Annotated in this window: 15 protein-coding genes; 8 read left to right on the top strand and 7 right to left on the bottom strand. The window is 42.9% G+C overall.

The features are described from left to right. Positions 1–223: 223 nt before the first annotated feature. The gene (locus QF117_RS03060; protein ID WP_282384566.1) at positions 224–2,347 is read right to left on the bottom strand and encodes a GGDEF domain-containing protein; all 2,124 of its coding nucleotides are present in this window, start codon (positions 2,345–2,347) and stop codon (positions 224–226) included. 321 nt (positions 2,348–2,668) lie between these two features. Here QF117_RS03060 and QF117_RS03055 point away from each other — a divergent pair, with 321 nt between their 5' ends. Further along, positions 2,669–3,274, top strand: a complete 606-nt coding sequence (locus QF117_RS03055) for a L,D-transpeptidase family protein (RefSeq protein WP_282384564.1) — start codon at positions 2,669–2,671, stop codon at positions 3,272–3,274. A gap of 149 nt (positions 3,275–3,423) precedes the next feature. On the opposite strand, the gene QF117_RS03050 is transcribed toward QF117_RS03055, so the two are convergent. Beyond that, positions 3,424–5,784, bottom strand: a complete 2,361-nt coding sequence (locus tag QF117_RS03050; RefSeq protein ID WP_017033466.1) for an ATP-binding protein — start codon at positions 5,782–5,784, stop codon at positions 3,424–3,426. A 240-nt stretch (positions 5,785–6,024) separates the two neighbouring features. Between QF117_RS03050 and QF117_RS03045 the strand changes: the two genes are divergently transcribed. From QF117_RS03045 to QF117_RS03035, 3 genes are all read left to right on the top strand, one after another. Beyond that, a complete protein-coding gene (locus tag QF117_RS03045; RefSeq protein WP_282386134.1) occupies positions 6,025–6,519 on the top strand; it encodes a hypothetical protein in 495 nt (164 codons plus the stop codon). 429 nt (positions 6,520–6,948) lie between these two features. Beyond that, positions 6,949–8,682: an RluA family pseudouridine synthase gene (locus tag QF117_RS03040; protein ID WP_282384560.1), complete on the top strand. Its 1,734-nt coding sequence runs from the start codon at positions 6,949–6,951 to the stop codon at positions 8,680–8,682. Positions 8,683–8,780: 98 nt separating this feature from the next. Further along, positions 8,781–9,488: an SDR family NAD(P)-dependent oxidoreductase gene (locus QF117_RS03035; RefSeq protein ID WP_282384559.1), complete on the top strand. Its 708-nt coding sequence runs from the start codon at positions 8,781–8,783 to the stop codon at positions 9,486–9,488. Positions 9,489–9,522: 34 nt separating this feature from the next. Here the strand turns inward: QF117_RS03035 and QF117_RS03030 are convergent, their stop codons facing one another. After that, positions 9,523–9,990 carry an ASCH domain-containing protein gene (locus tag QF117_RS03030; protein WP_282384558.1) on the bottom strand — a complete coding sequence of 156 codons (468 nt, stop codon included), beginning with the start codon at positions 9,988–9,990 and terminating at the stop codon, positions 9,523–9,525. A 154-nt stretch (positions 9,991–10,144) separates the two neighbouring features. On the opposite strand from QF117_RS03030, the gene QF117_RS03025 reads away from it, so the two are divergent. Continuing rightward, positions 10,145–10,771, top strand: coding sequence for a triacylglycerol lipase (locus QF117_RS03025; RefSeq protein WP_282384557.1), 627 nt, complete (start codon positions 10,145–10,147; stop codon positions 10,769–10,771). A gap of 5 nt (positions 10,772–10,776) precedes the next feature. Here QF117_RS03025 and QF117_RS03020 read toward each other — a convergent pair whose 3' ends face one another. Beyond that, on the bottom strand, positions 10,777–11,631 hold the full coding sequence (locus tag QF117_RS03020) for a mechanosensitive ion channel family protein (RefSeq protein WP_282384555.1): 855 nt from the start codon (positions 11,629–11,631) through the stop codon (positions 10,777–10,779). 216 nt (positions 11,632–11,847) lie between these two features. On the opposite strand from QF117_RS03020, the gene QF117_RS03015 reads away from it, so the two are divergent. The 3 genes from QF117_RS03015 to QF117_RS03005 all read left to right on the top strand — a co-directional run bounded on the left by QF117_RS03015 (position 11,848) and on the right by QF117_RS03005 (position 15,273). After that, positions 11,848–12,777, top strand: a complete 930-nt coding sequence (locus QF117_RS03015; RefSeq protein ID WP_282384554.1) for a LysR family transcriptional regulator — start codon at positions 11,848–11,850, stop codon at positions 12,775–12,777. A gap of 355 nt (positions 12,778–13,132) precedes the next feature. Next, entirely contained in the window at positions 13,133–14,524 is a 1,392-nt protein-coding gene (locus tag QF117_RS03010; protein ID WP_282384552.1) for a magnesium transporter, read from the top strand. 98 nt (positions 14,525–14,622) lie between these two features. After that, positions 14,623–15,273: a MarC family NAAT transporter gene (locus tag QF117_RS03005; RefSeq protein ID WP_282386091.1), complete on the top strand. Its 651-nt coding sequence runs from the start codon at positions 14,623–14,625 to the stop codon at positions 15,271–15,273. A gap of 347 nt (positions 15,274–15,620) precedes the next feature. Here QF117_RS03005 and QF117_RS03000 read toward each other — a convergent pair whose 3' ends face one another. The 3 genes from QF117_RS03000 to QF117_RS02990 form a co-directional block, all read right to left on the bottom strand. Continuing rightward, positions 15,621–18,674 carry an efflux RND transporter permease subunit gene (locus QF117_RS03000; protein ID WP_282386090.1) on the bottom strand — a complete coding sequence of 1,018 codons (3,054 nt, stop codon included), beginning with the start codon at positions 18,672–18,674 and terminating at the stop codon, positions 15,621–15,623. Further along, positions 18,674–19,765, bottom strand: coding sequence for an efflux RND transporter periplasmic adaptor subunit (locus QF117_RS02995; protein WP_282386089.1), 1,092 nt, complete (start codon positions 19,763–19,765; stop codon positions 18,674–18,676). Before QF117_RS02995 ends, QF117_RS03000 begins: the two co-directional genes overlap by 1 nt. Positions 19,766–19,883: 118 nt before the next feature. Next, on the bottom strand, positions 19,884–21,725 hold the full coding sequence (locus QF117_RS02990; RefSeq protein WP_282386088.1) for a mechanosensitive ion channel domain-containing protein: 1,842 nt from the start codon (positions 21,723–21,725) through the stop codon (positions 19,884–19,886). Positions 21,726–22,223: the final 498 nt, after the last annotated feature.

Here is a 22,223-nt window from a genome sequence, read left to right as displayed (position 1 = left end):
ATCCAGTTAACTGAAATACAGCTTGGCGAATACAATTTAGCCCGATACGATTTAGCGACATACTGTTTAGCGGCATTAAGTCTAGAAAAATAGATAAGGGGCAGGCATCAGAGTTTAAGATGTCTGTCTTTAAATCCAACAAAACGGCTCAAAAGGCCGTTTTGTTGTCATAAATGCAGAAGCAAAACTCGACTAGAACGTTGAGTGGTACGGGCTCGGTCTATCACTTCACCTTTTCATGATGATCCATGGTACTCATTACGCAATTTCGGCCTTCCTCTTTTGCGCGGTACAACGCTTTATCCGATTCACCGTACAACAAATCAAAGTTAAACTTATCGGTGTCCAGTTCCATGACAGTGTAACCAATAGAAACCGTTAATACGTCCTGAGTTGGGCTGGGCTTATGAGGGATAGATTCCATCTCAATATCTTCTCGAATGAGTTCCGCCAGTACTCGTACTGATTCGATGCTTTTATTGGCCACTAACAACACAAATTCTTCGCCACCGATTCGGCAGAAAACTTCATCGTCATGTTGGGTGTATCGTTTCAAAATGTTCCCCACACGCATTAACGCAATGTCGCCCTCTAGATGACCATAATGATTATTAAACAGCCCAAAATGGTCGATATCTAACAAAATTAAACCATATTTTGTTTTGGCTTGTTTTTGCGCCAAACATTTGCTTTCCATTAAATGCTCTAACATCCGGCGATTGCCGAGCCGTGTTAGAGGGTCCATTTTAGACAATAGCTCAAGCTTTTCATTCGCTTCTTCCAGTTGCTTCGTTCTACTTTTCACCTGCTGTTCCAGACTCGCGTTCAGCTCGTGAATCGCTTGCTGAGCACGAGTTCTTAATAGGACCTCTGTCAGGTTAGACGCAAACATTCGCACCACCTCTCGCAGCTGAGAAGTGAGCGGAGTTCGCTTCAAAAGGTTATCCGCTGCGATAAAGGCAATGGGCTCGCCGCTGTTACTCGTTAGCATGGTCATCGCTGTCCAGCCAAACCCCACAATATTAAAATCATGGTAAATGGGCACAGACTCCTCAAACACCACTTCATTTGGGCTCTGACGTGCCAAATTGACGATCGTACGATCTTGAGTTTCTGAACGATAATAGGATTCATCAACCACATTACCCTGGATATCGGTTCCCCATGTCCCTTGCATGTAGCTGCACTCTGGATCAGTAAGGAAGACCGCAAGCCGATCAATGCCCAGTCGATTGATTGCGAACATCACCGCTGATTTACACACTTCACTGGTTTTCATGCATCGAGACAATTCAACCATACTGGCATGTAACATGCGGACATTCTGTTCTTGACGCTTACGGATGTATATCTGCGAGAGGTGAGAACCAAAGGCTTCCAGTGCCTGTTTCTGATAGGAGGTAATTGGCATCCGGTTGATGAAATTGTCAACAGCAATCCACCCAATGGTTTCGGTTCCATCCCGCAAGACCAGCATACCATTCCACCCTTGGCCTACCACCTTACCAGCGGTATACAAGGGCGCTTCTTCAATTAATACAACGGTACGATCTTCGTCAAACAGAACTTCAATATACTCATCTTCAAGCTGGTGCAGATCGTATTGAGTGTGATGTTCACTGACGGTTTTCCCTTCTTCATTAGTCCCATAAGTCCCGCTAAAGCAGCGCTTTTTCATATCGAGGAGCATAAAAACAGCGCGATCAAAGCCAAGATCCTGCCTGACGGACTCAACCGCAAATTTGTAGAGGTCATCTAACGTTTCCGGTGCCGACATGTTCATCGCCACTTTTTGGACCAGTTTCATGTTATCGATAAACGCTTCACGCTGTTTAAGTTCATCAATATATTTAGCTTCTTTAATGTCTCTTTGCTTAAACTCTTGAGAGGCATCCCGTTCAGCTCGAATGCACTGCCAGCGCGAAGCAATAATAATTAAACAGTCAAACTGGTTCTTCTGGTCCAACTCGGTAAATAAGCTTCCATCTACCCCTTCGATAATAAGATATGTTCTTGCTGAGGGATGGTTATCTAACATGAAGATGTAAGAATCGCCCCCCATAAGTGAAATAGGGTCCCACTTACAGGTATTAATAGCTAGAGGTAACAAGCTATCAGAAGTGTCAAACTGCGCTGCCCAGCCCCAAAAGCTGCTCGGGTAATGAGAAAAGTCGAGACCTTGAGATTGAGAATAAAGAGGCTTTGGCAGCTCACTGAGCTTTGGCTCATTAACAATGGTCATAGCTTTAGGTTGTATGAGTTCATCTAAATAGCTAAATAGGGTATGAGCCAGATACCGGTTACTTCTTGCCGATGATATCTGCTTTAAGAGCGCTCTTTGAAACATAATCTAAGCCTTATTTTTATTTTATGCTTCTATATTCGCGATCTCCCCTTATGCAATCAATCCACCACCGTCTTCACTGTTAACTGGACCGCAAAATGACCATTTTGAGTTCAACATTCATGAGACAAACGACATTTATATGACATTCTTTCCAATGTTTTTCACCTTTCACGGTTGCATTTTTATTTATTTTCCAGAAAAAATAAATTCCGTTGTCTCGTTTGTCGAATTCATATAATGAGTTTAATGGTATTTCAGTGCCCTAAAAACGCCAAAATTGTCTATAATCATCAGATTCTCACTGGATCATTCATGGTATCCATGTCTCATAAATCAGTCTCTCTTAATTCGGCGTTATTGACAGTAATCACGACCTTGTTCGTATTGTTTATATCTCCCCCCGTCTTGGGCTCACTAGAACTCACCAACACGGTGATGATTTCTGGTCCAGATAAAGCAGATCATGCAGATAGATCGAATAACGTAGATAGACCGAAAGACAGTACGATTGATCTGGTGAAAGTCGATAAGTCGAAGCGCAGAATGTACTTATTGAAAGATGAGACGATCATTCAAGAATTTCGCATTGCTCTTGGTGCCCGTCCAAAAGGCCATAAGCTGTGGGAAGGTGATCAAAGAACGCCCGAAGGGCTGTACAAGCTAGATTTCATTATTGAACATTCGACCTTTTATCGCTCTATACACATCGATTACCCTAACCAGAAAGACATTGAATGGGCCCGCTATAAAGGTATTAACCCAGGTGGGAACATTAAAATTCATGGTCTAAAGAACGGTGACCGTCGACACCCAGAATACGTTCAGAGTTTTGATTGGACCAATGGCTGTATCGCCATCACCAATGATGAAATGGATGTTTTCCTCAGTTTAGTCGAATCAGGGACTCCCATTTTAATTGAATGGTAAGCTAACGGAAAAGATTAAGGGCGACGATGAGGCCGCCCCTTTTAGTTGGATCGATGGATGAATGAGTTGGATGAATGAATTTGATGAATGAGCTGGATGAATTTTCCCTAGACAGCCATCATTAACACTCTATTTACCTAATGGATTATTCACTTACGTAACGCATTGAGTTTTGCTTGGGCAATGCCATAAATAGTATCGATTGGGTAGCTACCTTCGTCACTCGCTACTCCCGCCACTTTTCCAGTAAATATTTCAATCGCTTCAGTGACATGCTCGATGGCCCATATATGAAATTCACCTTTGTCGACGGCTTTGACGATATCTGGTCTTAGCATTAAGTTATGCATGTTAGAACGAGGGATCACGACCCCTTGCTCGTTGGTGCGGCCCTTAATTTTGCAGACATCGAAAAAACCTTCTATCTTCTCATTAACTCCACCAATCGGCTGTGACTCGCCAAACTGATTCATTGAACCAGTAATAGCAATATCTTGACGATTAGGTTGTTTAGAGAACGCAGAAACCACTGCACAAAACTCAGCCATACTGGCACTGTCACCATCGACGCCACCATAGGATTGCTCAAAGGTAATGTTCGTCGTGAGCGGTACCCTAGCCGTTTTGCCAAATACAGAAGAGAGATAAGCCGTTAAGATCATCACCCCTTTGGAGTGAATACTTCCGCCAAGATCAACACTTCTCTCGATATCAATCACTTCTCCATCGCCATACGCCGTGGTTGCGGTGATTCGGTTAGGAGCACCAAACATATGATCGCTGGTACTAAGTACCGACAAGGCATTGACCTGCCCAACGGCTGCACCCTCTGTTTGAATGAGTGTTGTCCCATTAATGTAGCTTTCCATTACGCTATCTTGGAGACGGCTTACTCTCATTATCTGATTACTCAACGCCTCTTCGACATGACTCGCCCGAATCATATTGGAGTTAGCTTGGCGAGCAACGTAATTGGATTCACGAATTAAGTTTGCAATGCTCGCTGAGTGAAGAGATAGCTTAGTTTGATCACCTGACAAGCGTGAGCTATGTTCAATGATTCTCGCGATAGCTTTGCGGTCACAATGAAGCAAGTTGTTATCATGAATAATGCTCGAAATGAACCGTGCATAATGCAGCTCAGCCTCTGAGGTTCGCTTCATCTCATCTTCAAAATCAGCGGTCACACGAAACAATTCAATAAACTCTGGATCGTAATGTTGCAGCAGTTGATAGGTACGGTGGTCGCCAAACAGGATAATTTTCACATCAAGCGGAATCGGCTCTGGATCGAGTGATACGGCTCCGGTTAACGTGACTTCTTTTTCGAGCGAGGTGAAACTTAACTGCCTTGAGCGTAACGCCCGTTTAAGCCCTTCCCATACATAAGGTTGTTCTAAAACTTTTTGTGCGTCCATCATTAGCACGCCACCATTGGCTTTGTGCAAACTGCCAGGCCGAATCAATGAGAAGTCGGTAAATACCGTTCCTTTGAATGTAGCTGTCTCGATGTAGCCAAAGAGTGAGTGATAATTTGGGCTCTCTTCAACCACAATGGGGAAATCTTCTCCTGAACGGCTAACCAGAACGTTCACTTTGTATCGTCTCGGAAGCTTTTTATCCAAAGAAGCGGTGGCCATTTCACCTTGCTCGACGGCTTCATCTAAGAAAATATCGGCATTTTCAACAATGTCTTTTTGCAAGTCGGTGAGGTATGACTTGATCATTGAATAACCATTATAATCAAGCTTCAACTGCTTAATGAAGTGGGTAATGACATCCAATGTCACTTCGTCGTTCAGCTTTTTGATTTTTTCACTGTAACCCTCTTCCCATTCCGTGAGCTGACGAACCATAGATCGCAACTCTATTTCCAATTCATCGATGCTGGCTCCGAACTCTTCTTGATCTTTTTTACTGAGCTCGTCGAAGGATTCTTCAGTATGTAATTCCTCTCCATCCATCGCGATAAACTGATAGTCGCCCTGTGTGGTTAAGGTCAGGCTAATGCCCTTTTCTTTCGCTTCCTTGCCAATTTTGTCGAGCTCGACTTGTTGCTTATCGGCCAATTGGTTTTTAAGTTTTTCGGCACGAGAGATATACATTTCGTTGTCGAACGCCAAAGGCAATGCATTGACTAACTTGGTCATCAGCTTTTCTATGTCTTGCTTTAATTTGGCTCCGACTCCACAAGGCAGTTTAAGTACTTTGGGGGTGCGGATATCTTCAAAATTAGCCACATAACACCAGTCAAACATGGTATCTGAATCATGTTTGTGGCGGTTTAAATAGCGCAAAATCATCGTGCGCTTGCCCAGCCCATTTTGACCAATCGCGTAGATGTTATAGCCTTTCTCTTTGATAGACATGGCAAATTCTACGGCTTTCTGGGCTCTTTTCTGACCGACGATCTCGTCAATGGGAGCCAGTTCTTTGGTCGATTTGCAAGGCAACTGCTCTAATAGAGCCGTGTTATAAAGTTGCTCAGTGTTCAATCTTTGAATCGCCATCACTACCTCCTTGGTAATTATTGCTCTGGTACTTATTGCTCTGGTACTTAAGTCAGTTTAGATGCATTTCATCGATTTTTTAGTGACTTAGACCCAAATCGAGTTTAAGTGAACAAATATCCACCAATCTCATGCCATTAGCACCTCTTCTAAATAAATCCTTTCAATTATGAATCTGGCACTTGTAAATGATAATGAATTTCATTTACAATAAATTATCACTCTGAATAAAGGATTATGATGAATATTCAACAATGTTGGAGAGCCTTTCAAAAAGCCCAGCAATTATTGGAACAAGGGCACTGGCCAGAAGCATATAGTCTATTGGAAGATGTACTTCATTATATTCCTTTTCATATTAATGAAGCCCTGTGCAAAGAAGAGATGGAAGTGTGCCAGTTTGTCGCTCTCATCTCGACGCTAAGGGATGCATCCATCGCGCAATCCAAAATATTACTCAAATTGGGGCGTCAGCAATGTGCATTCGAGGTACTCAACCAAAGCTATTGTGAGTTCCAATTCATCTCAATTGAAGAGTGCCCGCTGATAATAAAAGCACTCAGTGTTTTAAATAAATACAGTAATGACCTTGTATTACATATTGGGCAATTATGTGTCTCTCAACGCAGTGCCACATGGATGCTAGAGTTCGATACCTTACAAAAGTCCCATCATTACTTTAACCAAATTCGCACCGCATCGGGTCGGCAAACTCATTGCCACACTTTAAATTAATAAAATAGGCAGTTTTATAAAACTACGCCTATACTTATCTACATACAGTTTTTCGGTTTGGCCGCCGGAGTACAAGCGTTGCAAGGAAGCAGCGCTTTTCTTTATGTTCATTATCGAAACCACGCTCCCTAAGCAACTGTATCCCTTAAGCAACTGCATCCCTTAAGCAACTGCGCCCCTCAAGCAACTGACTGATCAGATTTACAATGTAAACCCAGCCCAGAAATCGCTCCAAAATCTCCCCCACCCTATCTTTCATTGTGTTTACTTTAGGTGCATTTCTCTAAATTGAGTGGATACAGGTGTTATGACCTCAGCAAAATTCACTTCTGTACAGTCTGTTATCCCCTAGGTAAAATGCGCTCACACCGATGAAGGGCTGTCTCTCATTCTTCTTGACCTTTGTACTGCGACGTATGAGCACTAACCATGAATCCGCAACCAGTATTGACAAACAAGCTATCGTCTTTTAAAAGTCCAATCGAACACTTACAGCGACCAGAACGTTTTACCTTTCCCTATTACTATACGCCTCACCCACTTGCTGTCACTGCGATGACTGAATTACAACACTATTTAGCAACACAAAAAGAGTGGAAACATGATTTTTCTGATCAAGGGAAAATGTTTGCGGTTTTAGTGATCGAAACCGAGCAAGGGGAGCTTGGGTATTTATCCTCTTTTTCTGGCTCTCGTTCTGTTGTGCGCTCTGAATTCCCTGACGAAAGTGACATTCCAGGTTTCTTTGTTGACCCTATTTATGACCCACGTGTTGACACGGATGCTCAAGCTCAATGGATTGAAAAAAAGAACAGACTCGACGCGCATATTCTCTCGTTAACGCACCACCCTGTATTTATAGAAAGAAAAGCACGATATACAAGCTTAGAAGCCCAAGCTGAGACTGAAATTACTGACGGTCAAACAGCTTTAGCAGTGAATAAAGCTAAGCGTAAGGAACTGCGCAAAAAAGCCGAATTGCGCCTCGGCAACGATCTTGATGAACAGCAATTGCAAGCGATCATTCACGAATTAGGTCACCAAAGCAGTAAAGAAAAACAAGAACTAAAACTGATAAAAAACAAATGGAAACAATCACTTGAAAATCTCATCCAGCTTATTCAAGATACCGAAACCGAGATTGAAAACCTACAACAAAAACGTCAACAAGTCATGGCGCGGATTGCGGATGAAAAGCACAAATCCTGTCGATTCTTAAACCGTAAAGGCGAGCTAAAAAGTACGTATGACCTGTTCAAGCTAGGCCCCTCGAACCCAAAAAATGAGGCTAATGCTAAAAAGGCGCCAATAAAGGGCTCAAGCGAAGAGAATCTACCACTATTACTACAAGCGGCTTATCAACATGGCTTTACACCTTTAGCGTTGGGAGAGTTTTGGTGGGGCGCATCGCCTTACCATCAAATTCGCCAACATAAAAACCTCTACCCGGTATGTCAAAGTAAGTGCTTTGAAATTTTGGAACACATGCTCGAAGGGATTGAAACCGATGAAAGCCCCCTAGAACAAACCCCTTCTTTAAATAAAGAGCTTGAAATCATTTACGAAGATGATGCGCTCGTCGTGGTGAATAAGCCAGCCGAGTTCTTATCGGTATCGGGAAAGTATATTAGCGACTCTGTTCATGCTCGTATGCAAGTTCGTTACCCTAACGCCACTGGGCCACTGGTTGTTCATCGATTAGATATGTCGACCTCTGGGCTGATTGTTTTCGCGCTCACCTCAGAGGCAAATAAACACGTTCAGCAGCAGTTTATTAATCGCACTGTAGTGAAACGTTACACCGCACTGCTTGAAGGAACCCTGAGCCACACCAGTGGGACAATCACACTGCCCTTGCGTGGAGATATGGAGGACAGGCCCAGACAGATGGTGTGCCATCGTAGTGGCCGCAACGCGCAAACTGACTATCACGTCATTGAAAAAATCGGTCACCGAACCAAGGTTGATTTGTACCCAAAAACAGGTCGAACCCACCAACTCAGAGTACATTGTGCTCATTCATCGGGTCTCAACACGCCGATTGTCGGGGATGATTTATACGGTTTCAAAGATAAGCGCTTACACTTGCATGCAGGGTATTTGAAGCTGCGCCACCCAATCAGCAATGATCTTATCGAATTTACAGCGCCCTCGGATTTTTAAGGATTCCTCCTAAGATGAGAAGACACATCACTGTGATACTCGAACTGCCTTTTTGTCTGTACTATAGTGATTAACTAACAATTATAGAGGTCTGAACTTTGAACATACTGATTATTGGTGGCTCCGGTGGTATTGGTTTGGCGCTCATCGAGCACTTTTTGTCCTCTGACAACACCGCGACTATCTTCGCGACTTATCGCAACGCTCAACCGACTATTTCAGCCCCTAACCTGAATTGGCATAACGTCGATGTCACGGCTGAAAGCGATATAAAAGAGCTAGCGAACGTGATCCCCAAATTGGATATGTTGATCAACGCGGTCGGTGTTCTAACGGGGCCTGAGCATTCCCCTGAAAAAACCATCAATGCTTTCGATGTGGATTTTTTTAACCAGAATCTATCGATTAATACAATATCCACGCTTTTATTAGCTCGATATTTTGGCGAACACCTTAAATCAAAGTCGTTATCTCATTTCGTCTCGCTGTCCGCCAGAGTTGGCAGCATTGAAGATAATCAGCTAGGAGGGTGGATTAGCTATCGGTGCTCGAAAGCTGCTTTGAATATGGCCATTAAGACCATTAGTATCGAGTGGCAGCGGAAAAAACATAACTGCTGTATGTTTGCTTTCCACCCCGGGACCACTGACACGTCACTTTCTAAGCCGTATCAAAAAAACGTGCCAGAACACAAACTGTTTACGCCCCAATACGTCGCAGCTCAATTAGCTAACCTGATAGAAACAACGACATCAGAAGATACCGGTAAATTTTATAGCTTCGATGGCAAAGAAATCCCCTGGTAACTAAATGCTGTTACGTCATCGCCAGTGTTGGATACTACTCTGGGTAAACTTTAACGAATCGCTCTAGCACTAAGTCCGAGGTCTCATTGAATTCGACACCCACCTCCTGCGCATACTGTGAGAAGAAATTAATATGCGCAGCGCGCCACCATTCGTAACTGCCATCGCCTTCTCCCTCTGACTCGGCAAATTCACGAGTGACTTGATTAAATGGGCATATCGAAACTTCCGTCATTTTTACGATACAAACGGGCTCTTGTTTCCAGTTAAGCACGACCGTGAGCTGTCCGACTTCAGGCAAAGGTTCTTTTTCAGCGTCATACCCTGCTTTTAGGCTGCAAGAGGCGCGCTTTATTCCAAGATTAATTAGACGGGCACATTCATTTGCATTGTATTCATCGGCGCAATAGTACTCTGCAATCGCCTTATAAGAATTGAGCTGTTCAGTTGGGGACAAAGTTAATAGGTATTGATCTAAATAAGCCTGTTGTACTGCGTTCATTTCTATTCCTAATAATCCAGTAAACGGTTAACGATAAATTGATTCACAATACTATCTGAGATGTGCATTAAAAATAACTCCCCATTTCCATTCAATTTTTGGTAGGTTGGTCAAAAGCTCTAATCTCATCTCAACAGTCAGCGGGAGTGGATAAATGAAGATAGTCTTTCTGCACGGCCTTTACATGCACGGGGTTGCCCTTCTTCCATTAAGTCAGCGCCTAGAAAAGCTGGGCTACCACACGGATGTTGTTAGCTACAATTCGCTTAACATAAACGCAGAAAACGTTTTCAAACACATCGATACGCTTCTTGACCCTTTCGAAACCAATATACTGGTAGGCCATAGCCTTGGCGGGTTGATGATCAAACATTACCTGGCGAACAGAAAGCCATCCAGTGTTCGAGTTTCACACGTCATCGCTATCGGATCACCGATTCAAGGTGCTTCTATTGCTGAAAAGATTTCGGATTTAGGTCTAGGGGCTATTCTAGGAAATTCAACCAAACATGGGCTAGAAAAGCACGACGATACGTGGAATTTCCCGCAAAAACTGGGTTGTATCGCAGGAACTCAATCGATTGGTTTACGGCCAATACTGTTAGGGAGCGAGATGTTGTCCGATGGAACCGTCACCGTTGAGGAAACTAAAATCAACGGTATGACGGATCACGTAACCTTCAACAGTAACCATACTAGCTTGCTTTACAGCAATGACATACCGAAACAAATTGACCACTTCATTCAATTTGATCGTTTTAGCACGCTGCACAAGAGATAGAATGCCTAAGCAAAGGTCGTATTCTCGACCTCAAAACGTTGATGATACTCTTGCATAAAGTCTTCTCGGATTTGTTGCTCTAAATGCGAAGCACGCTCGGTCGGGCAAAAAATCATGTAATGAACCGACTGCTCTCCTGTTGGCATGCTGCTGATGTGAATGTGAGGCTCTGACCCTGGCAAGTCAACACCCGCGTGCTTTTCAATGACGGTATTATAACGACGCGCTACCTCAATAAAGTCTTCGCAGTGTTCATCGACCTTTCTGGTTAAGTCTTCAATCATTGGGTACAAGTTAACAAAGTCTTTCACCACAATAGAAAAGCTGTGGTAAACATAACGCTTCATGAAATTGAGGTTCTTAACAGGGTAAGTAAAAAACATGCTATTGGGTAAGGTAGCGGTTTTTCCTGTGTAGTGGTACTGGCCATGGTGTAAATCAATCTCTTGAATCACAGTAGCCATTAAATTGTGTTCTATAACTTCACCACTAATTTTTCCAACCTCAATCCAATCACCAATACGAAATGACCGTGAACTGGCACGCTGAATTGACCCGGTAAAACAGAGAATAATTTCTTTTGAAGCAACCACAATAGCCACAGCAATTGCCGTTACCGATAAAGCAAACTCCGCGATTTCAGATTGCCACAGCATGAATATTAAAATGACAAAAGCCGCAAAGGCACCGTTCTTTGTCCGTGACATCCAATTACGCTGATTCTCTGTAAGGAACAGTTCTTCACCACGAATCCCTGACAAGATCAGGCGACGAATCATGATGATCAACAGTAAGATTAAAGCACTAGTCAGGACTTTGTGATCCACTAAAAAATTAATAACGAGGTAAACCTTTTCCACCCTCTACTCCTTAATTGTAGAGACAAACGCTGTAACGCATATTAAATGAGTTACGCACTCATTACACACTGATTCTAGCCATTAAAAAGAGAAATGGTGAATTCGAACAAAAAAGCCGAGCATGATGCTCGTTCAAAGCGTCTTTGGACAAAAATGAATTTGCCTCATTCTCTTTGAACACTACAATGGAAGACTCTCAATAGATAAGAGCTGACGATGAAAGAACTTCGCGATTTAGATTTAAACCTGCTGAAGCTATTGCAAGCCGTTGTGGAAACACGTAACACACATCAAGCTGCGGACAGATTAGGAATATCTCAGACGAGTGTAAGCCGCGGTTTAGCTAAGCTCAGAGAAACCTTTGGCGATCAGCTTTTTATCCGTAAAGCTCATGGTGTCGAACCTTCAGAGCTTGCCGAAAAACTTGCCGAAGCGGCCGATGAAATGTTCACACCATTGGTTAAAGTCGTTGAGTCTTATCAAAATTTTGACCCTCAGACATTTACTGGTGAAATATCAGTCGCAATGAACATTTTCATGCTTGAACAATGGGGAGATGGCATTTTTAGTGCTCTAAGAGAAGCGTTACCTGTCGCCAGTTTTAAATTGGTTTATTGGCAAGAACAAAGCTTAAATGAAATGCTTAATGGTCAAATAGATTACTTACTCCTTTTTTCTCAGTACCAATTGCCACAAGAGGTATATCAGCACCGTTTGAAAGAAATAAAACTCAGCCTGATTGCTCGTAAAGATCATCCAGTCTTGAGTAAGAGTACCGCCCTAGAAGACATCCATCACCTCCCTATCACTCGGATACTGGCTGATGGGATTAACTCAAAGCGCGCCCCTGTTGAAGATTTTTACTTAGCGAGAGGGTATAAAGCTAATATCGTTTTATCAACTCACAGTATACGAGTGTTACTTAATGAATTAAAACATTCTGACGCCTTGTCTTTTGGCAGTACGTTAGTGACTGATAATGATCCCGAGCTGAGTTGTTACCCACTTCCTAAGGTTCCTAAAGAGATGAGAACGATTCAAATAAACGGCGGATACCTACAATCTAAACGTGGTTTTCCACTAAACCAGCTGCTGCACCAAACAATACAAAGCTACTTCGATCAAATAGTTCAACCAGAAAAGTAGCCTCTTAATTTCAATTCAAGCATGTCGCAACGAGTCCATTCATAAAATCTCTATGAGAGTGTCCATTATAAACATGAAGTTCGTTCTCAACATCAGCGCTGTCCATTAATCGAGGTACTCAAGCAGTACAACGAAGCAGTACGAGTCAAGAATACCGTCGATGAGAGAAGCTCAGATTTGAGGTAAACATTAATGCATTTATGAATTTCTCCAATTCATATTCAACCTCTCCCCACAACCATAAACTATGAGCAAATCACTACCCGCCAATTTGACACCAATGGTGATTGCTTTCATAGCCCTCTCTACTCGAGTTATCCATAAACGAAAATACATTGAAGCGTAGCCATTTATCATGACCTTAATAACCGTCCCATTACCTAACTCAGAAGCAGAGCAACTGTACTCCGAGTTGATTTCAGCAATGCAGTCCGGTTCAAGTAATTGCATTATCAAACAGATAGAAAGTGCAAACCTAACCAATCTTCCATTTGTGATAAGAAAGTTCACCAGCGCACAGTGTGGACGGCTTTGGGAGCTGCTCTGTACTCAAAAGCCGAATTTGGCTGCTGACTTTCTGGATTACTTAACCGAGCCAGAGCGTGCTCTCTTATTTTCAAACCTTCCGATCGACAGTGCAAAAGACATTCTTTTACATATGCGTTCAGACGTTCGCCGCTCTCTATTACGCAGTTTACCTAAATCGCTTCATAAAGCCCTTGAATCCTCCCTGCCCGAAACTTGGGAAAACGAAGAAAAAGCCGCGATGTCATTTCCTGATGGCTCAGTCGGACGTATTTGCAAAAATGAGATCATTAAACTGGAAAGTTGGGCTACCGTTTCCGACTTAGAAACTATCTTGCGTGAAGGTGAAAAAAGCTCTGAACGAATCGAATGGCGTTACGTTTACCTGCACGATAAGCATGGCAACTACTTAGGTACAATCAAAACTCGAGAATTGTTTCTTGCTCAATCTTGGGACAAATTGATTGACCATATTGATGGAGGTGTTCCCACCGTTCCAGCAGGTTTTGATCTCCAATCATTAAAAAGTGTGCTCGACTCTACCTCACACTCTACCGTTCCTGTCATCAACGAACACGGTTTTCAAATTGGCATTGTTGGTCACACACAATTAAACCAGGCGTTATATGAGAAATCTGAACAACAACAACGTGAAACCAGCGGTATATTTGGTGGCGATGAATTTCGTACTATGCCATTATTACCGCGCAATATTCGACGCCTCACCTTTTTACTTCCGTCGGTAATCTTGAGCTATGCCGCCGTATCGATCATCGCTTCCTTTGAACACATTATCGAGCAAGTTGCCGTATTGGCCGCCGTTTTGCCTTTAGTGGCTAATCTATCTGGGGCTGCGGGCAACCAATCCGTTGCCGTTTCGATTCGAGAGCTATCGACTAAGCATATTTCTGCTAAAGACTGGTTATTCGTCGTCGCCAAAGAGTTGCCTATTGGCGCTATAAATGGCCTAGCTATTGGTCTGGTTATTGCTCTACTCATGTTGTTTACACATGGTCAGCAAGGTCATTTATTACCCGTACTGGTTGCTACTGCCTATACAATATCGTCCACTTTAGCGGTTATGATAGGTGGTGCTTTGCCTCTACTTCTGAAGCGCGTCAACCTCGACCCAGCCATGTTATCCAGTCCACTACTTACCACATTAACCGACGCGATTTCATTCTTTAGTGTTCTGTATCTCGCCCAGCTGATGCTTCTTTAGCTTCGTTACTTAGTCATTACTTAGATTCGATATAAACCATCTCCTATTAATTTAAACGCCACCAATCACAGAAATCCACAAAATTTAAAGAGAACCGTATGCATTTAGAAACGTTATTCACCTATTTGACTCTCACCGTTCTCGGCTTGTTGCCGATGATGAACCCGCCAGCTGCTGCCACCGTTCTTCTTGGTTTAAGTAAGGGTCGTGACAAGAATTACATCGTTTCACAAGCGAAAACCGTTGGGCTTTACCTATTCATCGCCATGTGCATCACCTTTTTCATTGGTGCTTCTGTTTTGGAGTTGTTTAGTATTTCAATTCCGAGCTTACGTTTGGGTGGCGGGATTATCATTTGTGCGATTGGCTTTAACATGCTGTTTCCAAAACCAGAAAGCATGGATAGTAGTGTCGGACAAGATTCCATCGCATTGGTGCCGCTTACCATCCCATCGCTGTGCGGTCCCGGAACAATGGCACTGATCATTAGCCTTGCCGCTGAAATCGCATCCAGTGAAGAAGAATTAGAAAAAATTAGTATTTATACTGGGGTCATAGGTGGTTTTGGGGTCGTTAGCTTAATTGCCGCTTTTATTCTCAGCATGGCTTACCCGTTACTTAAAGCACTGGGCCAAAATGGGATTAACGCGTTTACTCGAATTATGGGTTTTCTGCTTATCTGCATGGGTGTGCAGTTCTTTACGATCGGTATTACTGAGATCGTACAAGACATCGGCGCATTGCTTTAATTCTGTGTCATCTCCCCCACGCTGTAGATTGAGAGCCTACAATGTGGGGCCATTTAATATAAAGAGTCCCTGTTTTCGTTCCAACGACCACGATGCTTACCCCTATTAATTACACCCAATCATTTTCCAATAGCCCGCTTGATCTTCATTCCTGCCTGAAAACTTACCTTTGCTCACGCATCAATTGCCCATAAGTTGGCACTAAATTATCTGACAAAACGTATTACCTACACATCTGATTCAAAAGTACACAAATGAAAAAGCTGATACCTACATTGTTGGCATCAGCTTTATCTATAACAACTCTGGACGTTCTTTCCTAATGAGAGGTATTAAACATTGACGTGTTAACGATAGCTTACTCGGTACAGCAAAGCATAAATCACAGGCAATACAACTAACGTTAGTAATGTAGCAAACCCAAGTCCGAATATGATGGTCACCGCCATCGACTGGAAGAAGGCATCAAACACCAGTGGGATCATGCCTAGCATGGTAGTAATTGCCGCCATGCACACAGGTCGCACGCGACTCACACTGGCATCCACAATCGCACGGTTAAGGTTTGAACCTTGGTCGGTTTCGATATTGATTTGCTCCACCAGCACAATACCATTCTTCACAATCATGCCTGATAAGCTCAATAGTCCTAGCAATGCCGTGAACGAGAACGGAATATTCATTAATAGTAAGCCCGCACTCACACCAATTAATGCCAGTGGTACCGTCAACCAAATCGCCAAAGGCTGACGAATGGTGTTGAATAACAATACCGTAATCAAGAACATGATCAGGTATCCCATTGGCAATGAACCCATTAGGTTGTTGGTCGCCTTTTGCTGACTTTCATATTCCCCCCCCCACTCAAAATGATAGCCTAGAGGGAGTTCAATCGCTTCGATTTTAGGGGCGACCAAACGGCGCAAAGATTCAGCCGTATCATCACCAAATGGCGTCACATCGGCCATAACGGAAATCACCCGCTTAAAGTTACGACGAACAATTAAGGAATCTTCCGGCATCAAATTAAAGTCGGAAACGACCTGTGTTATTGGAATATAACGGTTTTGATCTTGGCTCCACACTTGTAGCTCAGGTAATCTGTCGATATCAAAGCGTTCTTCATCTGGCGCGCGCATCACAATCGGCATGATATGACTGCCATCTCTGAACAAGCCGATTTGTTCACCATTTAAATTGCGTAACAAGGTTCTATCAAGATCACTCTTGGTTATCCCAACTCGCCTTGCTGCTGCACCATCAAGTTGCGGTTCAAGTACTTGAGTTTTTTCTCGCCATGAGTGACGAACTGCAGTTGCTTTTGGCTCATTACGCATGATCTCATTCGCTTGAGCAGCAAGTTGTCTCAACACCAGTGGATCCGCACCATAAAAGCGTGCTTCTACTTTAGCGGCAGGTGCAGGGCCCAAATCCATTAACTTAAACTTAAAATCAATATCCGGATGTAGACTTTCAAGTCTTGCTTTCATCTGGGGTAGCATCGTTTCGATCGCGGCTAAGTCTTTCGCTTCAACAATCAATTGCCCGTAACTGCTGTATGATTTTTCAGGTGCATAAGTCAGAATAAATCGCTGAGCACCCGAACCTACAACGGTCGTGACATTATGAACGTCATTAAACCCGCTCACGGTACGTTCAATTTGCTTTAGGCGTTGTTCCGTTTCACGCACGTCAGTGCCTTGTTGAAGCCATACATCCACATAGAAAATTGGCGTATTCGATGGTGGGAAAAAGGCCTGTTTTACAGAGCCAAACCCGATCACAGCAGAAATAAGCAAGACCAGAGTGATGACCATAGTCGCGACACGGTTTTTTAGTGCGGTATTAAGAACCGTGCGATACAGGGTAAATATCAACCCTCGATAAGGATCGATATGCACTGACTCACCTTCGGCGATTTCTTCTTTAAACATCAGTTCGCAGAAGAACGGCGTTAACGTGATAGCAAGCACCCAACTTAGTAATAAAGAAATCGCTAATACTTGGAATAAAGACCCTAAAAAATCCCCCGTTGCGTCGGCAGACAAGCCAATCGGGGCAAATGCAATAATACCAATCAGTGTTGCACCAAGCAGCGGCCACTGGGTCTGTTTAACAACGGATTCAATGGCTTTACGTTTGGTCAATCCACGCTTCAGGCCGATTAAGACACCTTCAGTTATCACTATCGCATTATCAACCAGCATTCCCAGTGCAATGATCAAAGCACCAAGTGAAATGATTTGAATCTCAACGCCTAGAATACTCATTCCAATAAAGGTGCCGAGGATAGTCAGTAATAAAATAGCCCCCATTAAAATGCCTGAACGCAAACCCATTGCAAATAACAGCACGACAATAACAATCAATACCGCTTCAACTAGGCTCATCACAAAGTCAGACACCGATTTATCAACCGCATCGCCTTGGTCGTACACTTTGTTTAATTCAATGCCGATTGGGCGAACAAAATCAAGTTCAGACAATTTATTACTGACACGTTCACTCACATCAACCACATTGACGCTGTTCGCAAACGAGATCCCAAGAGAAATGGCTTGTTCACCATTGTTACGATACAAGGTATAAGCTTTATCCTGAAACTGACGGCTTACCTCTGCGATATCACCTAATTGGATCAGGTCATTGCTTCCCGGCGGGCTAAATTTAAATGATTTTAACGCTTCAATTTCATTAAACTCACCAGAAGAATGGATTCGGATCGATTGTCCATCAAGTAGCAAATCACCACCATTAGACACCATGTTCTGATTTTGAATCAAACGAGAAAGCCAAGCAGGGTCAAGGTTCAACGTATTAAGATCTTGCTGAGCAATCTCAATCACAATGTGTTCAGAGACTAGCCCGGCCAAGTTAACTTTCTTTACCCCTTTAATGGCAAGAAGCTCACGCTGAAGATATTCACCGTAATTTTGCAGTTCGCGATAATTGTATTCGTCACTCGTAATGTTGTAGAGAATGCCATACACATCGCTAAAATCATCAATGACTTGCGATGGGTTCACTCCCGGCGGCATGCTAGGTTGAATATCATTCACCTTACGGCGTAATTCATCCCATACCTGAGGTTGTTGTTCTGCTTGTATGGTCTCTTTTAATATCACCGCAATCTGAGACAACCCAGCACTGGTAAAAGATTCTACATCTCTAACATATTCGAGCTGAGAAATCGCACGCTCAAGCGGTAAGGTGACTTCTTCTTCTACCTGCATTGCCGACGCACCAGGGTACGTTGTATTAACCATAGCTTGTGGGATAGGGAATGCTGGAAATTCCAATTGCCCTAAACCACGAAAAGAAAGCACACCACCCACCAATAAGATCGCAACCACTAGCCAGCTAATGACTTTATTTTTAAGTGCGTAATTAGTCAGGTTCATTATAAACCTCGCTCACGAACGATGGGTGATACTCTCATTCCATCAAATAATTGGCTGACACCCGCGCTCACCACATAACTATTCTGAGAGAGATCTCCTGAAACAATCGCACCACGTGACGAAACACCTTGAATGGTGATATCTAACGGAGAAACTTGCCCGTTATGAAATACCCAGACCTGAGACTGACCAATCATGTCATTGTCTAGAATGGCGCTAGCAGGAACGACAAAGTGTTTCACTTCTTGTTTATCGATAATAACTTTATCGAGGTCGAGGTGAAGCGTTGCTCCCATTCCGGGGTATACCGTATGATTATCTGTTGGCGCGACCAAAGTAAAGGTTACTTCATAGCTTTGTGTACCAGTTGTTGCTTGCGTCTTGTGCTGCTTGTAAATCACAGGGTAAGAAACCGACGAACCGTTAAACGTTGCCAATGGTTGGTAATATGGGTCAATTCTTTTAGCATTCATCTGGCTAAGAATGCTCTCTGGTAGCTGGATAGTAAGATCAATCATTTCATGATCTTGCAGAATCACGATACCTTGGTGAGCTTGTATTTGTTGATGGTTCTCAATGTGAGTCGTCGCAATTCGGCCACTGTAAGGGGCAGTAATGACCGTATCTTTCAATCTATCTTGGGCAAGTTGCAAAGCACCTTGTGCGACTTGAAGACGAGCCTGAATACCATCAAACTCCGCTTGAGCCAATAGATTCTGATTCATCATTTGAGTCGCTCGATTGAATTCCCTTTTGACTAAATCAAACTCCGCTGTTTTTAACACGACTTCAGTTTTAAAATCTCGCTGATCAAGTCGAGCAATGACCTCTCCTTTCGTCACTCGTTGAGACGGTTTTAAGTTAAATTCGACCACCTCCCCACCCACTCTAAAAGCGAGCTCAACTTCCTTAGATGCAGAGACCTGAGCAGGAAAACGTCTTATCTCTTGATGACCCACAGGCTGGACTTCAGTCAAACGGACAGGGCGAGGCGTATCACCTATCAGTGGTAAGTCTTCGGTCGAACACCCGGTCGACATAAGTAAAAGAGAAAAAGAAAGAAGTATGCGTGAAGGACTAACATGAGGCATGGATATCTCCAAAGTAGCTTAAATATTTTGACGCTACTTTGGAGTAAATAGAAGGCAAACACGATGAATTAGAGAAATTCAAATTAGCGATAATCACCTTAGGGTAAAGCTTGTTTAATTAACCATTCCCATTTGCGCGAACCGCTGAGTTTTTCGCTGGGTATATAATACTGTCTTTAATTCCATCTTTAAATTCATAGCTAAAGTCAGGAAATGGGTAATTATTATTATCTTGCCACTGCATTACGGTTTCGGTCGCTTTCTCTTTGAGTTCATCATCAATAGGTTTAAGTGCCTGAGTAAGTTGATATTGGTTAGAAAATGCCAATTGAGCCCCTACCACCTCAACTTGCTGCATCACCGAAAACATCACATCTTCTTGCACAGCAAGAAACTCGTCATGATCTTTGCATATGATATAGGCAAGTATATCAATGTGTATCGCAAATTCACCGACGCCAACAAACCTTGCTCTCACAGGATCGTCATCGAGTTTAGGGTGTTGTAACAGCAGTCGCCTGATACCAACGACAAGAAGTTTGAGTTGATCTTGCGTCAACTCGGAGCGCAACTTCAAGCGATGATCCATCCGACGCTTATCACGGCGCTCTAGGTTATCAATCTCCATATTGGCAAACTCGGAATTAGGGATGGTAATTAAAGAACGTTCTAGCGTTCTAATTCGCGTAGAACGTAACCCTATGCTCTCAATCGTCCCTAGATTGTTACCATAACGGCACAGTTCACCAATTTTTATTCCACCATCAGCGTACAAAGTTAATCCATTAATCACATTTTCTAAAACCGGGCGAATGGCGAGAGCCACCGCTAAACCACCCACCCCTAAACCCGTGACAATTGGGGAAATTGAGAAGCCCATAAAATCAACTAGATAAATACCTAGAATAACGATTGTGAGACCACCAAAGATGCGCGCGAGTACCGTTATTAAAGAGGCGTCGACATATTTTCCTTCATGTTTGTTAAACACATACAGTTCAGCGAAGTAATTGAAGATGGTCATGATCAACCAGGCCACAAAGAAAAACTGCCCTATCAAGAATGAAGTCGACAGAAACTGATAGATTCCTCCGGTGATCCATATCCCGTCATCAATCACTTTTCGGGTAATAAACAGGATTAACACGACCCCAACCAGAGATAGTTGCCGACCGACCTGCCATTTCAACCCATTCCTATACCAACGTAAGTTCCAACGTTCACCAAGAGAAAAGCTAACCTTAATCATGAATCGACATAACAAAAATACACTGACTAAAGCGAACCACTGCCAGAGAGGAATCGATGCGTATAAGGTATTAAAGCTTTCCGGTAAAGACTGGATTAAAGGTGTTGAAAACAGTGGGCCAGGACGAATTAAAAACTCATGGTACAAGTCAACCTCATGTTCACTTTTCTCCGTAGACGCTAATATCAAACGATACCATTTGGATAAACTATTAACGGAAGTGGTCGTAAATAGATATTGGCCGACTTTATCACCATCTATTTGCTTGGCAATTAATATGTCAGTATTTCCTAAACGCCACTGGCTCGAGGAGTCATCTGTTGACGATGTAATTACTGAAGAATGTAATTGAATGTCTTTACCTAATCTATCTAGAATCTCATGCAGCAAAATGATTCTTTCCATCACGACCACAGTTCGACTGCGGTTAGGAAGGTTTGACAAATCTATTGTTCGAATGACTTGGGCATAAGCATGTTGGGCTTCGGGTAAATGAAGTTGTTCAAGCTGCCAATACTTGATTACGAGTTCAGAATACGTAACAAAACCCGACAAAGTGCTTTCAGGCGTCGCGGTGTCCACAAAACCGAGCTTATCTTGGCTATAAGCCAATGAACTATAAAAAACAATGTGGATAGCAAAGAAAAGAGTTAAAAGTCGAGTTACCATCATTGGCCTTTGCTTTAGTAAAGAGATACGAGCTAGGTTCATATAAATTTACTTCCTTTCAACTCAATCCTTCCATAGCAAATAAAAAGCCGCACATGACCAACACATAAGAAGACAAGAAAAGGTAGATATATTTGAATGGCAACTTCCCATAAAGAATTAATGGTTGTGAGGTTATTTTTCTCATGTATCTAAACACCTATGGTTAAACATTTAATCAACTATTTTTAGTTTCTAAGAATCACATTAAGGATGTGTAGGATCACCACCTTCATCTAACAAAGTGGCGTTGGGCTTATAATGCTCTGATGCAAACCGATCCGTTATTGTTGTACTGATCACCGCTGAAGGCCAAGTCCCTAGGGTAATCCCTGTAAGCCACCTTTTGAGGCTCACTGTCATAAATAAGCTTGGTTTTTGCAGAAGCGTCTTTCAGCATTAAGTTCGAAGACCATGCAAAACGTGAGAATAAGCCACTCACAATAAGGGAGAATAACAAAAGCTTTTTGTTTGATTTTTTCATAGGTTTAACAACTGGGT

This window comes from Vibrio sp. YMD68 (assembly GCF_029958905.1).
Lineage (GTDB): Bacteria > Pseudomonadota > Gammaproteobacteria > Enterobacterales > Vibrionaceae > Vibrio.
The sequence above is the reverse complement of the archived record's forward strand: the minus strand, read 5'-3'. Positions and strand labels throughout refer to the sequence as shown.